Consider the following 15,514-nt stretch of genomic DNA (forward strand, 5'->3'; position numbering starts at 1 on the left):
AACGGCGTCACCCTGCTGAACGTCCCCACCGCGTTCTGGCACACCTGGACGGCCGACCTGGCCTCGGGCGGCGGCGCGCTTCCCCCGGCGCTGCGCCTGGTGATCGTGGGCGGCGAGCGCGCGCTTCCGCACGTCTGGGACGCCTGGGCGCGCATCGCGGGGCCGGCGGTGACGTGGATGAACTGCTCCGGGCCCACGGAAACGACGGTGGGCGTGACCGCGCACGTGCGCGCGCCCGGCTTCGCGGAGGCCGGGCGGGGCGACATCCCCATCGGCGAGCCGCTGGCGGACGCCGCCGTCTACCTGCTGGACGAAGCGCTGAACCCGGTCCGCTCCGGCGACGAGGGGGAACTCGTCGTCGGCGGGGCGCGGGTGGCGCGCGGCTACCTGGGGCTGCCGGGCACCACGGCGGAGCGCTTCGTCCCCAATCCGTTCAGCGCCACGCCCGGGGCGCGCATGTACCGCACGGGAGACCGCGCGCGCCGGCCCGCCGGGGGCGAAATCGAGTTCCTGGGGCGGCTTGACGGGCAGGTGAAGGTGGGCGGGTTCCGCGTGGAGCCCGCGGAGGTGGAGGCCGTGCTGGCGGACCATCCGCGCATCTCCGCCGCCGCCGTCGTGGCGCGCGAGGACGCGCCGGGGCGCCGCCGGCTGGTGGGCTACTGGGTGGCGGCGGATGACGCGCATCCGGCGGAAAACGAACTGCGCGCCTGGCTGGTGGAGCGCCTGCCGGCGTGGATGGTTCCCGCGGCGCTGGTGCGGCTGGACCGTCTTCCCCTCTCGCTGACGGGAAAGGTGGACCGCCGCGCCCTTCCCGCGCCCGCCGCAGACGCCGTGGCGGACGATGCCTGGCTGGCGCCGCGCACCCCCACGCAGCAGGTGCTGGCCGAGGTGTGGGCCGACGTGCTGGGCGCCGCGCGGGTGGGCGAGTACGACGACTTCTTTGCCCTGGGCGGCCACTCGCTGCTGGGCATGCAGGTAATGTCGCGCATCCGGCAGCTGCTGGGGGTGGAGATCCCCGTGCGCGCCCTGTTCGACGCGCCGTCGCTGGCCACCTTTGCCGAGGTGGTGGACGAGTGGCGCGGGGTGGACGCCGGCCCCGGCCAGCCCCCGCTGGAGCCCGCGGACCGGAGCGGGAGTCTGCCGTTGAGCTTTGCGCAGCAGCGGCTCTGGTTCCTCCATCAGCTGGAGCCGGATTCGCCGTTCTACAACATCCCCGCGGCCATCCGGCTGGAAGGCAGGCTGGACGCGGAGGCGCTGCGGCGCGCGCTGCAGGAGATCGTTCGCCGCCACGAGGCGCTGCGCACCGTCTACCCCGCGGCGGGCGGGCAGCCCGTGCAGCTCGTGCTTCCCGCGGAGCGCTTCGAACTCCCCGTTCACGACATGGGCGGCCTGTCCGCGGAAGAGCGCGAAGCGGCGGTGGCGGACGCGGCGCGGCGGGAATCGGTGCGGCGCTACGACCTGGAGCGCGACGGAATGCTGCGCGCCTCGCTGCTGCGGATGGGGCCGGAGTCGCACGTCCTCCTCATCAACCTCCATCACGTGGCGGGAGACGGGTGGTCGCTGGGCGTGCTCTTTCACGAGCTGGGCGTGCTGTACGGCGACCTGGCCCGCGGCCGGGCGCCCTCGCTGGCGCCGCTCCCCGTGCAGTACGCGGACTACGCGGTGTGGCAGCGCCGCTGGCTGACGGAGCAGGTGCTGCAAAGCCAACTGGCGTACTGGCGCGGCCGCCTGGGCGACGCGCCGCCGCAGCTGGAGCTGCCCACCGACCGGCCCCGCCCCGCCGTGCAGAGCCACCGCGGCGGCGTGGTGCGCTTCCGCATCGGGCGCGAGCTGACCGACCGGCTGCACGCCTTTGCCCGCGCGGAGGGGGCGACGCTGTACATGACGCTGCTGGCCGGGCTGAACGTGCTGCTGCACCGCTGGTCGGGGCAGGACGACGTGGTGGTGGGCTCGCCCATCGCGGGCCGCGTGCGGCGCGAACTGGAAGGGCTGATCGGCTTCTTCGTCAACACCATGGCGCTGCGGACGGACCTTTCCGGCGCGCCCGGGTTCCGCGAGCTGGTGGGGCGCGTGCGCGAGGCCACGCTGGACGCGTACGCGCACCAGGACCTGCCCTTTGAGCGGATCGTGGAGGAGCTGCAGCCGGAGCGCAGCCTGAGCCGCTCCCCCGTGTTCCAGGTGTCGCTGGTGCTGCAGAACGCGCCCACGCCGCCCATGGAAATGGCCGGCCTGCGGCTGCGGCTGGACAACCTGAGCAGCGCCACCAGCAAGTTCGACCTGGCGCTGGAGTTCACCGAAGACGCGGACGGGCTGGCGGGCGAGGCGGAGTACGCGGCGGACCTGTGGGACCGGTCCACGGTGGAGCGGATGGCGGCGCAGCTGGCGCAGGTGCTGGACGCGGCCATCGCCCGCCCCACGCTCCCCATCCACCGCATTTCCCTGCTCCCCTCGTCCGAGGCGGAAAAGGTGACGCGCGCGTGGACCACGGGCGGCGCCGCCGTTCCCTCCCGGCCCGTGCACCGCGCCTTTGAGGCGGCGGCGGCGCGCGCGCCGGAGGCCGTGGCGCTGGTGCAGGGCGGGCGGCGGATCACCTTCGGCGAGCTGGATGCGCGCGCCAACCGCATGGCGCGCGCGCTGATGGCGCGGGGCGTGGGGCCGGAGTCGCGGGTGGGAGTGTTCGCGGAGCGCGCGCCGGAAACGGTGGCCGCGCTGCTCGCCGTGCTCAAGGCGGGCGCCGCGTACGTGCCGCTGGATCCCCGCTACCCCGCCGCGCGGCTGCGCTACATGGCGCGGCAGGCGGACGTGTCGCTGGTCCTGGTGCAGGACGCCATCGCGGACCGCCTTCCGGACACGGGCGCCGCGGAGGCCCGCATCGACGCGCTCTGGCGGGCGGAGGGCGACTCGTCTCCCGTCATCGGCGAGACGGATCCCGACACGCTGGCGTACGTCATCTACACCTCCGGATCCACCGGCGAGCCCAAGGGGGTGGCGGTGCCGCACGGCTCCCTTTCCAGCTACCTGGGATGGGCGACGGAGTGGTACGACCTGGGCGGCCGGGGCGCGCCGGTGCACTCGCCGCTGGCCTTTGACCTGACGGTGAGCTCGCTCTGGCTCCCGCTGCTGCGCGGCGAGCCCGTCCTTCTGGTGGCGGATTCCGAGGGTCCGGACGGCCTGGCGGAGGCGCTCCGCAGCCATCCCGGGCTGGGATTGGTGAAGCTGACGCCCACCCACCTTTCCCTGCTGCGCAACCAGCTGGGCTCCGAGGCGGGGACGGCGGCGCCGCGGGCGTTCGTGATCGGCGGGGAAAGCCTGGAGGGCGAGGTGGCCGCGTTCTGGGGCGCCTACGCGCCGGACGCCGTGCTGTTCAACGAGTACGGACCTACCGAGGCCACCGTGGGGTGCTGCGTGCACCGCGTGCCCAGCGGGGTGGAGTACGCGGGCGCCGTCCCCATCGGCCGGCCGGTACCGGGAACGCGGCTGTACGTGCTGGACGCGTCCGGCGAGCCGTCGCCCATCGGCGTGCCGGGCGAGCTGTGGATTGCCGGGGCGCAGCTGGCGCGCGGCTACCTGGGCCGCCCCGGCGCCACGGCGGAGCGCTTCGTTCCCGATCCCTTTGCGGACACCCCGGGAGCGCGGGCCTATCGGACGGGCGACCGGGTGCGGTGGATGGCGGACGGCACGCTCGACTTTCTGGGGCGGCTGGACGACATGGTGAAGATCCGCGGCTTCCGCATCGAGCCCGCGGAGGTGGAGGCCGTGCTGGCGCAGCACCCCGAGGTGAGCGACGCCGCGGTGGACGTGCGCGCCGGCGCGGGCGGGGAGCCGCGGCTGGTGGGGTACGTGGTCCCCGCGCCGGAGCCGGAGGATCGCCCGGACGTGGCGGGAAGGGGGGATGGCGATCCCGCCGACGCGCAGGTGTCGCAGTGGGAGTCGGTGTTCGAGGGGATGTACGGCGGCTCGGCCGCGGACGACGTCACCTTCAACATCGTGGGCTGGAACAGCAGCTACACCGGCGCGCCCATTCCCGCCGAGCAGATGCGCGAGTGGGTGGACCGCACGGCGGAGCGCATCCTGGAACTGCGGCCGCGGCGGGTGCTGGAGCTGGGCGTGGGATCGGGGCTCTTTCTGTTCCGCGTCGCGCCGCACGCGCAGTCGTACACGGGGTGCGACCTGTCGCCCACGGCCATCCGCAACCTGCACGACGCCCTGCCGCGCGCCGGGGTGCGCCTGCCCCCCGTGCGGCTGATGGCGCGCCCCGCGGACGACCTGCACGGCTTCGCGCCCGGCGAGTTCGACACGGTCATCCTCAACTCCGTCATCCAGTACTTCCCCTCCGCGGCGTACCTCGCGCGCGTGCTGGAGGGCGCGGTGGAGCGCGTGGCGGATGGCGGCGCGGTGTTCGTGGGCGACGTGCGCTCGCTGGCTACTTTGTCTGCTTTTCACGCCGGGACCGAGGCGGCGCACCTGCCGGGCGACGCCCCCGCCGCGGAGCTGCGCGCCCGCCTGCTCCGCCGCGCGGAAGAGGAAGAAGAGCTGGTGCTGGACCCGCGCTTCTTTGCCGCGCTGCAGGCGCGCGTGCCCCGCATCCGCCGGGTGGAGGTCAAGGTGAAGCGCGGCGCACACCGCAACGAGCTGAGCGCGCACCGCTACGACGTGGTGCTGCACGTGGGTGGCGGGGAAGGACAGGCCGTCCCCGCGCGCGAGCTGGCGTGGGGGGCGGAGGTGGACCGCGTGGAGCACCTGCGCGCCCTGCTGGGGGCGGGCGCCGCGCTGCGTGTGTTTGGAATCCCCGACGCGCGGGTGATGGACGAGGTGCGGCTGGCCGAGGCCGCCGCGCACGCCCGCGCCGGCGTGCCCCTGGACGCGCTGCTGGCGGATGAGGAGCGGATGGCCGCGGCCGATCCCGAGGCGCTGTACCGCCTGGGCGAGGAGCGGGGGATGCGGACGGAGCTGCGTCCCTCCGTGGACCGGCCCGGGTGCATGGACGCCGCGTTCCTCCCGCGCGTGGCGGGAGAGGACAGGCCCGCGTTCGCGCCGGCGGGGGCGGACCGGCCGCTGGCGGCGTGGAGCAACGATCCCCGCCGCGGTGCCCGCATCCGCCGGCTGGTGCCCGCGCTGCGCGCGTTTCTGCGCGACCATCTGCCGGAATACATGGTCCCCGCCGCGCTGGTGGTGGTGGACGAGTTTCCCCAGACGGAAAACGGCAAGACAGACCGCCGCGCCCTTCCCGACCCGCCGCAGACGCGGGCGGCAGGGGGGCGGGCGTACCGCGCGCCGGTGACGGAAACCGAGAGCCTGCTGTGCGCGCTCTGGGCCGAGGTGCTGCGCGTGGACGCCGTGGGCGCCGACGACGACTTCTTTGAGCTGGGCGGGCACTCGCTGCTGGCCACGGTGCTGGTGTCGCGGGTGCGCGAGATGTTCGGGGTGGAAATGCCGCTGCACCGGGTGTTTCAGACCCCCACGGTGGCCGGGCTGGCCGCCGCGGTGGACGAGGAAAACGAACAGGTTACGGCGCGGCTTCTGGCCGAGCTTGACGAATTGAGCGATGACGAGGCGCGGGCGCTGCTGGCGCTCGAAGCCGAAGGCCTGGTGGACCGATGAGTGACCTGATGGACCGTCTGGCGACGCTTTCGCCCGAAAAGCGGAAGCTGCTGGAACTGCGGATCGCCCGCACCAAGGCCGAGGCGTCGGGCAACGCCATTCAGCCCCGCCCGCGGCCCGACGGCACCGCGCCGCTCTCCTTTGCGCAGCAGCGGCTCTGGCTGCTGGAGCGCATGGAGCCGGGCGCGGCCGCGTACAACACGGGGTTCCACGTCCGCCTGCGCGGCGACCTGAACGTGGGCGCGCTGGAGCTGGCGGTAAACGCGCTGCGCGCCCGCCACGAGGCGCTGCGGACCACCTTTGCCGAGCGGGACGGCGAGGGGGTGCAGGTCATTCACCCGTACGTCCCCGAGCCGCTGTTGATGAAGGACATCAGCGGCCTGCCGGACGACGAGCGCGAGGCCGCGGCCCTGCGGCTTTCGGAGGAAAGCAACAACGCGCCGTATGACCTGGAGCGCGGCCCGCTGATGCGGATGGAGATCGCCCGCGTCGGCCCGCGCGACCACCTGCTGATGCTGTCGATGCACCACATCATCAGCGACGGGTGGAGTAGCGGCGTCATCGGCAAGGAACTCACGGCGCTGTACGAGGCGTTCGTGGCCGGAAAGCCCGATCCTCTTCCGCCACTGGCGATTCAGTACGCGGACTTCGCGGCGTGGCAGCGCGAGCACCTGCGCGGCGAAACGCTGCAGCGGCAGCTGGACTTCTGGCGCGGCGCGCTGGCCGGCGCGCCCCCCGCGCTGGAGCTTCCCGCGGACCGGGTGCGCCCCGCCGCGCCCAACCACGTGGGCGACAGCCTCACCCGCTCGGTTCCCGCCACCGTCGCCAACCGGCTGCGCGAGGTCGCGCGGGGCGAGGGCGCCACGGTGTTCCCCGTGCTGCTGGCATGCTGGCGCCTCGTCCTGGCGCGCCACGCGGGGCAGGACGACGTGGTGATCGGCACGCCGGTGGCCAACCGCACGCGGCGCGAGATCGAGCCGCTGGTGGGCTTCTTCGTGAACACGCTGGCGCTGCGCACGGACCTGTCGGGCGACCCCACCTTTCGCCATCTGCTGGCGCGGGAGCGCGAGGCGGTGCTGGCGGCGTTCAGCCACCAGGACCTGCCGTTCGAGCGGATCGTGGAGGAGCTCAAGCTGCCCCGCGACCCGTCGCGCAACCCCGTGTTCCAGGCGATGCTGACCCTGCAGAACGCGGGGACGGAAAAGATGCGGATGGGCGGGCTGGAGGCCGAGTCGCCGCAGGTGGAGTACCCGGTCGCCAAGTTCGACCTCACGCTGGACACGTACGAGGAGGACGACGGCGGGCTGTACCTGCTGCTGGACTGGGCCGTGGAGCTGTTCGAGCGCCCCACCATGGAGCGCATCGCCGACCACCTGGTCGCGCTGATGGCGTCCGCGGCCGCCGATCCGGACCTCCCCGTTTCCCGCCTGGGAATGATGAGCGCGGATGAGGCGGAGGCCGTGGTCCGAGGCTGGAACCCGGCCGCTCCGGCGATTCCGGCGGAGCCCGTGCACCGGCTGTTCGAGCAGGTGGCGGCTGGGTCCCCGGCCGCTCCGGCGATCGAGTGGAGCGGGCGCACGCTGTCGTATTCTGAACTGAACGCGGCGGCCAACCGCTTGGCCGCGCACCTCGTTGCCCGCGGCGCCGGCCCCGAATCGCGCATCGGCGTGTCGATGGAGCGCGGGCCGGAGCTGGTGGTCGCCCTGCTGGCCATCGCCAAGGCCGGGGGCGCGTACGTGCCGCTGGATCCGTCGTATCCCGCGGAGCGGCTGGCGTACATGACCGCCGACGCGGGCGTCTCCATCCTCGTCGTGCGCGACGCCGTTCCCGAGGCGCTGGCCGGCTTCGGCGGAACGGTCGTTTCGCTGGATGGGGACGCGGCCGACATCGCGGCCGCGGATGACGGCAACCGTGCGGATGAATTCGCGGGGCCGGAGTCGCTGGCGTACGTGGTCTACACCTCCGGATCTACCGGCGAGCCCAAGGGGATCGGCATTCCGCACCGCGGCATCGTGCGGCTGGTGCGCGAGGCGGACTTTGCGCAGCTGGCGGAAAACGACCGTGTGGCGCAGATCAGCAACGCCTCGTTCGACGCCATCACCTGGGAGCTGTGGGGCGCGCTGCTGAACGGCGCCACGCTGGTGGGCATCGACCGCGAAACGATCCTGAGCCCGGCGACGCTGGTGGAGGCGCTGCGCGAACTGCGGATCACCGCCGCGTTCCTTACGACGGCGCTCTTCAACCAGGTGGCGCGCACGGCGCCGGACGGCTTCGCCGGGCTGACGCACCTGTGCTTCGGCGGCGAGGCGAGCGATCCGCTGGCCGTGCGCGCGGTGCTGCAGGCGGGCGGCCCGCGGCGGCTTCTGCACGTGTACGGGCCCACGGAAAGCACCACCTTCGCCACCTGGCAGCGGGTGGAATCCGTGCGCGCCGACGCGCCCACCGTACCCATCGGCGGGCCCATCGCGAACACGACGGCGTACGTGGTGGACGCGGCGGGAAGTCCGGTGCCGATGGGCGTGCCCGGCGAGCTCGTGCTGGGCGGGGCGGGGATCGCGCGCGGCTACCTGGCGCGCCCCGCGCTCACGGCGGAGAAGTTCGTCCCCGACCCGTTTGCCGCCACGACCGGCGCGCGCCTGTACCGCTCGGGCGACCGCGTGCGCCGGCGTGAGGACGGGAGCATCGAGTTCCTGGGCCGCGTGGACGCGCAGGTAAAGATCCGCGGCTTCCGCATTGAGCCGGGCGAGGTGGAGGCGGCGCTGCGCGAGGTGGCCGTCGTGGAAGACTGCGCCGTCGTGGCGCGGCAGGACGCGCCGGGCGAGAAGCGGCTGGTGGCCTACGTGGTCGCGCGTGGCGGCAACCGTCCCACCGCGGCGGAACTGCGCGACGCGCTGCGGGGGCGGATGCCCGAGTACATGGTGCCCGGCGCATTCGTGCTGCTGGACGCCTTTCCGCTGAACGCCAACGGCAAGATCGACCGCCGCGCGCTCCCCGCGCCGGAGGCCGCGGCCGCGGACGAGCCGCGCGCGGAGCCCACGACGGAGACGGAGCGGGCGCTGGCCGCCATCTGGGCGGAGGTGCTGTCCGTTTCCACTATCGGCGTGGACGACGACTTCTTTCTGCTGGGCGGGCACTCCCTTCTGGCCACGCGCGTCATCAGCCGCATCCGCCGCGTGCTGGAGACGGAGCTGCCGCTGCGCGCCGTGTTCGAGGCCAGCACCATCCGCAGGCTGGCGGAAAGGGTGGATGCGGTGCGCGGCCAGGGCGGGGCCGAAAGCGCCATCGCCCCCGTGCCGCGCGAAGGCGACCTGCCGCTCTCGTTCGCGCAAGAACGCATGTGGTTCCTGGAGCAGATGGCGCCGGAGGCGGCCGCGTACAACATGCCGCTCATCCTGGACCTGACGGGTTCGGTGGATGCGGACGCGCTGCGCATGGCGATCGAAGGGGTGATCGCGCGGCACGAGACGCTGCGGTCGGTCCTCCCCATCCGCGACGGGCGCCCGACGCTGCGCATCCATCCCCCCGCGCCCTTTCCCCTGGACGTGGTGGAGGTGGCGGACGAGGAGGAGCTTGACGCGCGGCTGGCGGCAGATGCGCGGGCCCCGTTCCGCTTGGCGGCCGGCCCGCTGGTGCGCGCGACGCTGTTCCGCCGCGGCGGCGGTGAGTGGACGCTGCTCATCAACATGCACCACGCCATCAGCGACGGGTGGTCGCTGGACGTGTTCTTTCGCGAGATGGCGGAGCTGTACGCCGCCGCCACCGAAGGGCGGTCCGCGGTGCTGCCGGAACTCCCCATCCAGTACGTGGATTTCGCCGGGTGGCAGCGGGAGTGGCTGCGGGGCGAAACGCTGGAGCGGCAGGTTCGCTTCTGGCGCGAAAGGCTGCGCGGCGTGCCCGCGGTGCTGGAGCTTCCGGCGGACCGTCCGCGCCCCGCGTCGCCCAGCTACCGCGGCGGGCGCATCGACTTTCAGATCCCCGCGGGGGTGAACGCGCGCGTGCAGGCGCTGGCGGCGGCGGAGAACGCCACCCTGTTCATGGCGGCGCTCGCGGCGTTCCAGTCGCTGCTGGGCCGCTACGCGCGGCAGGACGACGTGGTGGTGGGCACACCGGTCGCTGGCCGCACACGGCCGGAAACGGAAGGGCTGGTCGGCTTCTTCGTCAACACGCTGGCGCTGCGCGGCGACCTTTCGGGCGACCCCAGCTTTCGCGCGCTGCTGCACCGGGTGCGCGAAACGACGCTGGAGTCGTTCGCGCACCAGGACCTGCCCTTCGAGCGGCTGGTGGACGAGCTTCGCATCGAGCGCAGCACCGCGTATCCGCCGCTGTTCCAGGTGATGTTCGCGCTGCAGAACGCCCCCGGCGCCGCGCCGGTGCTGCCGGGCGTCTCCGTGGGCTTCCGCGGGGCCGAGCACCACAGCGCCAAGTTCGACCTCATGCTGGACCTGTACGAGGACGGCGGCGATCTGCATGCCTCGCTGGAGTTTGCGCGCGACCTGTGGGACGAGGAGACGGCGCGGCGCATGGCGGACCACTACACCCGCCTGCTCGCCGCGGCCGCGGCGGACCCGGACGCGCCGCTGAGCGCGCATGCGCTGGCGGGAGACGAGGAGCTGCGGACGGTGGAGCGGTGGAGCCGGGGCGCGGAATACGCCACGCACGAGCGCTCCACGCCCGTCCATGCGCTCTTCAGCCGCCAGGCCGCGGACACGCCGGACGCCGTCGCGCTGGCCTGGGACGGCGGAACGATGACCTTCGCCGCGCTGGAGGAGGGGGCCAACCGGCTGGCCAACCACCTGGCGCGGACGGCGGTGCCGGGAAGCCGCGTGGGCGTGTGCCTGGAGCGCGGCCCGGCGATGGTGGTCGCCGTCCTGGCCGCGCTGAAAGCGGGCTGCACCTACGTGCCGCTGGATCCGCTGTACCCGGCGGACCGCCTGGCGTACATGGTCCACGACGCCCGCATGCAGGCCGTGATCGCCGATTCCGCCACGCGCGGATCGGTGGAATCCGCGGGCGTTCCCGTGGTCGACGTGGACGCGAGCCGCGACGCCATCCTTTCGGAAGCCGCCACGGATCCGCGGATGGACCTCGGGCCGGAGGCGATGGCGTACGTCATCTACACCTCCGGCAGCACGGGCCGCCCCAAGGGCGTGGCCGTTCCGCACCGCGGCATCGTGCGCCTGGTGCGCGGCGCGGACTACGCGGAGCTGGGCCCGGGCGAAACGTTTCTGCAGATCGTCCCCGTCAGCTTTGACGTGGCCACGTGGGAGCTGTGGGCGCCGCTGCTGAACGGCGGCCGCCTGGTGCTGTATCCGCCGCGCATTCCGGAACCGGCGGAAATCCGCGACGTGGTGCGCCGCCACGGCGTCACCACCCTGTGGCTCACCAGCGGCCTGTTTCACGTGGTGGCGGACGAGGCGCTGGACGCGTTCGATGGGCTGCGCCAGTTCTTTTCCGGCGGCGACATCCTGTCCGTGGCCCACGTGCGGCGGCTTCAGGAAGCCTATCCCGCGCTGCGCATCGTGGACGGCTACGGCCCGACGGAAAATACGACGTACACGACCTGCCACACCGTGCGCGCGCAGGACCTGTCGCGCACCAGCATTCCCATCGGCCGGCCGATCGCGGGAACCACGACCTTTGTGCTGGACAGCCGCCTGCGGCCCTGCCCGGTCGGCGTGGTGGGCGAGCTGTACACGGGGGGCGACGGGCTGGCCACCGGCTACCTGGAGCGGCCGGGGATGACGGCGGAGAAGTTCATCCCCAACCCGTTTGACGCCAGCCACGGCGCGCGGATGTACCGCATCGGCGACCTGGCGCGGTGGCTTCCGGACGGCACGCTGGAGTTCCTGGGGCGGCTCGACACGCAGATCAAGGTGCGCGGATTCCGCATTGAGCCGGGGGAGATCGAGGCGGCGCTGCAGACGCATCCCGCCATCGAGGACGCCTGCGTGATCGCCCGGGCGGACAGCCGGGGCGACAAGCGCCTCATCGCCTACGTGGTGCCGCGCGACGGGCGGATGCCGGAACTGGCGGAGCTGCGCGAGACGGTTCGCGAGCGGCTGCCGGACTACATGGTTCCCGCCGCGTTCGTGCCCATGGCCGAACTGCCGCTGAATCCCAACGGCAAGGTGGACCGCAACGCGCTCCCCACGCCGGAGATGGCGGACGACCGCATCTTCGCCGCGCCGGCGACCGAGACGGAGCGCGCGCTGGCGGCGCTGTGGACGGCGCTGCTGGGGGTGGAGCGCATCGGGGTGGACGACGGCTTCTTTGACCTGGGCGGCCACTCTCTTCTTGCGACACAGCTGGTCAGCCGCATCCGGGCGGGGCTGGGGGCGGAGCTCCCCCTTCGCGCCATCTTCGAGGCGCCCACGCTCGGTGCGCTGGCGGAGCGGGTGGACGCCGCGCGCGGCCGCGCCGACGCCGCCGGGCCCCCGCTGGTGGCGGTGCCGCGCGACGGGGCCATTCCGCTCTCGTTCGCGCAGGAGCGCATGTGGTTCATCGACCGCATGCTCCCGTCGGCCGCGTACAACATGCCGTTCCGCCTGCACCTGGCGGGCGCGGTGGACCCGGGCGCCCTGCAGGCCGGACTGGCGGACCTGGTCGCGCGGCACGAGCCGCTGCGCACGACGTTCCGCTCGCTGGGCGGGCAGCCGTCCCAGGTGGTGCATCCGTTCCGTGGCTTCACCCTTCCCGTCATCGACCTGACGGACCACCCGATGGACGAAGCGCGTTCCGAGGCGGACCGGATCACGGCGGCCGAGGCGGTGCGCCCGTTCGACCTGGAGGCCGGCCCGCTCTTTCGCGCGTCGCTCATCCGCATCGCTGCGGACGAGGCGCGGCTTACGCTGGACATGCACCACATCGTCAGCGACGGGTGGAGCATGGAGGTGCTGTACCGCGAACTGGCGGCGCTGTACGACGCGCGGCTGGCCGGAACGCCCGATCCTCTGCCGCCACTGGCGTTGCAGTACGCGGACTACGCGGCGTGGCAGCGCGGCTGGCTGGCCGGCGAGCGGCTGGAGGCGCAGCTGGCCCACTGGCGGCGGGTTCTGGCAGGGGCAACCCCGCTGGAGCTGCCGACGGACCGTCCCCGTCCCGCCACCGCCAGCCTGCGCGGCGGGTGGATGGCGTTCGACATGTCGTACGACACGATGGTGGCGGTGCAGTCCATCGCCAAGGCCGAAAACGCCACGCCTTTCCAGACGCTGCTGGCCGCGTTCGCCCTCCTGCTCTCGCGCTACGCCGGGCAGGACGACGTGGTGGTGGGCGCGCCCATCGCGGGGCGCACGCGGGCGGAGTCGGAGGGGCTGATCGGCTTGTTCGTCAATACGCTGGCCATGCGCACGGACCTGTCCGGCGACCCCACGTACCGCGAGCTGATCGGCCGCGTGCGCGAGGCCACGCTGGACGCGTACGCCCACCAGGAGGTGCCGTTCGAAAAGCTGGTGGACGAACTGAAGGTGGAGCGCACCCTGAGCCGGCACCCGCTCTTTCAGGTCACGTTCACCGTGGATGAGGGGAACGCGGCGCCCACGAAGCTGCGGCTGGGCGCGGCGGTGGCGGAAACCGAGGGCGGCGACACGCGCACGGCCAAGTTCGACCTCACCTGCGGCTTTACGCTGCGCGAGGACGGGATGTTCGGCGGGTTCGAGTACGCGGCGGACCTGTTCGATGCCGCCACCATCGAGCGGATGGCGCAGCACCTGGCCGCGCTGGTGGCCGAACTGGTGGCCGCGCCCGACGTGCCGCTGTCGCGCCTGCCCCCGCTGCTGGGCGGGGACGAGCGCGAGCGCGTGCTGCGCGAGTGGGCGGGGACGGACCATCCGCTTCCCGACGCGCGTGTGCACGAACTGTTCAGCGCGCAGGCGCGGCGGACGCCGGACGCCACGGCCCTGCGCGGGGCGGGGCGCACCCTCACCTATCGCGACCTGGATGAGCAGAGCAACCGCCTCGCCGCGCACCTCGTCGCGCGCGGCGTGCGGCCGGAAACGCGCGTCGGCGTCTTTGCGGAACGCTCGGCGGATACGGTCATCGCCATCCTTGCGATTCTGAAGGCGGGCGGGGCGTACGTGCCGCTGGACCCCGCGTATCCCGCGGAACGGCTGCGCTACATGATCGTGGACGCGGGGGTGCGGACCGTGATTGCGCCCGCCGGGGTGCCGGCCGGGCTTCCCGCGGGGATGATCGCGGACCTGCTGGACGTGGCGGCGGAGGCGGAGGCCATCGCCGCGCGCCCGGCGGACGATCCGCGGGTGGCGGTGGATGCCGAAAACCTGGCGTACGTCATCTACACCTCCGGATCCACGGGGCTTCCCAAGGGCGTGCTGGTGACGCACCGCGGCGTGCCCAACCTGGCGCTGGGGCAGATCGGGCAGTTCCGCATCGATGGGGGAAGCCGCCTTCTGCAGTTCGCCTCGTTCTCGTTCGACGCGGCGGTGTCCGAACTGTTCACGACACTGCTGAGCGGCGCGACGCTGGTGATGGCGACGCGGGAGGAGCTGCTTCCCGGGCCGGCGCTGGCCGCAACAATGCGCGACCAGGGGGTCACGCACGTTACGCTGCCGCCCAGCGTGCTCGCCGTGCTGATGCCGGACGAACTCACCCGGTTGCAGACACTGGTGAGCGCGGGCGAGGCCGTCAGCGCCTCCACGGTGGAGCGCTGGGGCGCGGGGCGCCGCTTCGTGAACGCGTACGGGCCTACGGAAAGCACGGTGGGGCCGTGCTGCGGGGTGTGCCTGCCGGACGGGCGCACGCCCTCCATCGGCCGCCCGCTGCGCAACGTGCGCATCTACGTGCTCGACGGAACGGGCGAGCCGTCGCCGGTGGGCGTGCCCGGCGAGCTGTGCATCGGCGGCGTGGGCGTGGCCCGGGGCTACCTGCACCGCGCGGGGCAGACGGCGGAACGCTTTGTTCCCGACGTGTTCGGCACCCCCGGAAGCCGCCTGTACCGCACCGGCGACCGCGCCCGGTGGCGGGCGGACGGGGAACTGGAGTTCCTGGGCCGCATCGACGAGCAGGTGAAGGTGCGCGGCTTCCGCGTGGAGCCGGGCGAGATCGCGGCGCGCATCGCGGGGATCGAGGGCGTGCGCGACGCGCTGGTGATCCTGCGCGAAGACCGCCCGGGCGACCGCCGCCTGGTGGCGTACCTGCTCCCCGTGCAGGAGGGGAGCGTGCCTTCCGCCACCGCGCTTCGCGAGCACCTGAAGCGCGCCCTTCCGGAGTACATGGTGCCGAGCGCCTTCGTTGTTCTGGAGGCGTTCCCCATGACCCCTAACGGCAAGGTGGACCGCGCCGCACTCCCGCTTCCCGCCACGGACGAGGCCGGACCCCGCGCCGCGCCCCAGGGCGAGCTGGAAGGGCGCATCGCCGGCGTGTGGATGGAGCTGCTGGGGCGCGCGAGCGTGGGCGTGCACGAGAACTTCTTTGACATCGGCGGGCACTCGCTGCTGCTGGCGCAGTTGCAGGAGCGGCTGCAGACCGCGCTGGGGCGCCCGGTGGGGCTCATCGACCTGTTTCAGTATCCCACCGTGTCCACCTTTGCCGCCCGGCTGGAAGCGGTCGCCCGCGCCGAGGCTCCCCGTCCGGTCGATGACGGGGAAGGGGAGCCGGAGGGCCCCAGGAAAGAAGGCGGGCTGGGCCGCGGCTCCGCGCGCCGGCAGATGCTGCAGCGCGGGCGGCGGTAGGGCGGGGACGGGTGCGGGGCACGGCGGGCGACTGAAGTCGCGGCAACAACGGCGCGAAGTCCGCCTGCGCGGACTGGCTCGGTGCGGGGAAGAGGTTCGGCGCACGCCGCGCCATCCTCCCGTGCAGAGGGAGGGCGGTGGCGGGAACGGCGCGGCCGATCGCCGGTTCCGCACGGCCTGGCGGAAACACGAAAGCGGACAGAAGGCGCGAATTCCGCGCCCGTCCA

The 15,514-nt window shown here is 73.2% G+C and carries 2 protein-coding genes; both read left to right on the forward strand.

The features are described 5' to 3' along the window. On the forward strand, positions 1-5,601 hold a 5,601-nt coding region (locus VF665_RS01975; protein WP_331051723.1), incomplete at its 5' end, for an amino acid adenylation domain-containing protein. A gap of 8 nt (positions 5,602-5,609) precedes the next feature. Next, positions 5,610-15,287, forward strand: coding sequence for an amino acid adenylation domain-containing protein (locus VF665_RS01980; protein WP_331051724.1), 9,678 nt, complete (start codon positions 5,610-5,612; stop codon positions 15,285-15,287). Positions 15,288-15,514 lie beyond the last annotated feature (227 nt).

It is taken from the genome of Longimicrobium sp. (assembly GCF_036387355.1).
Lineage (GTDB): Bacteria > Gemmatimonadota > Gemmatimonadetes > Longimicrobiales > Longimicrobiaceae > Longimicrobium.

Coding starts and splice junctions, on each gene's coding strand:
- VF665_RS01980 (WP_331051724.1), top strand. CDS start 5,610: ATGGACCGTCTGGCGACGCTTTCGCCCGAAAAGCGGAAGCTGCTGGAA.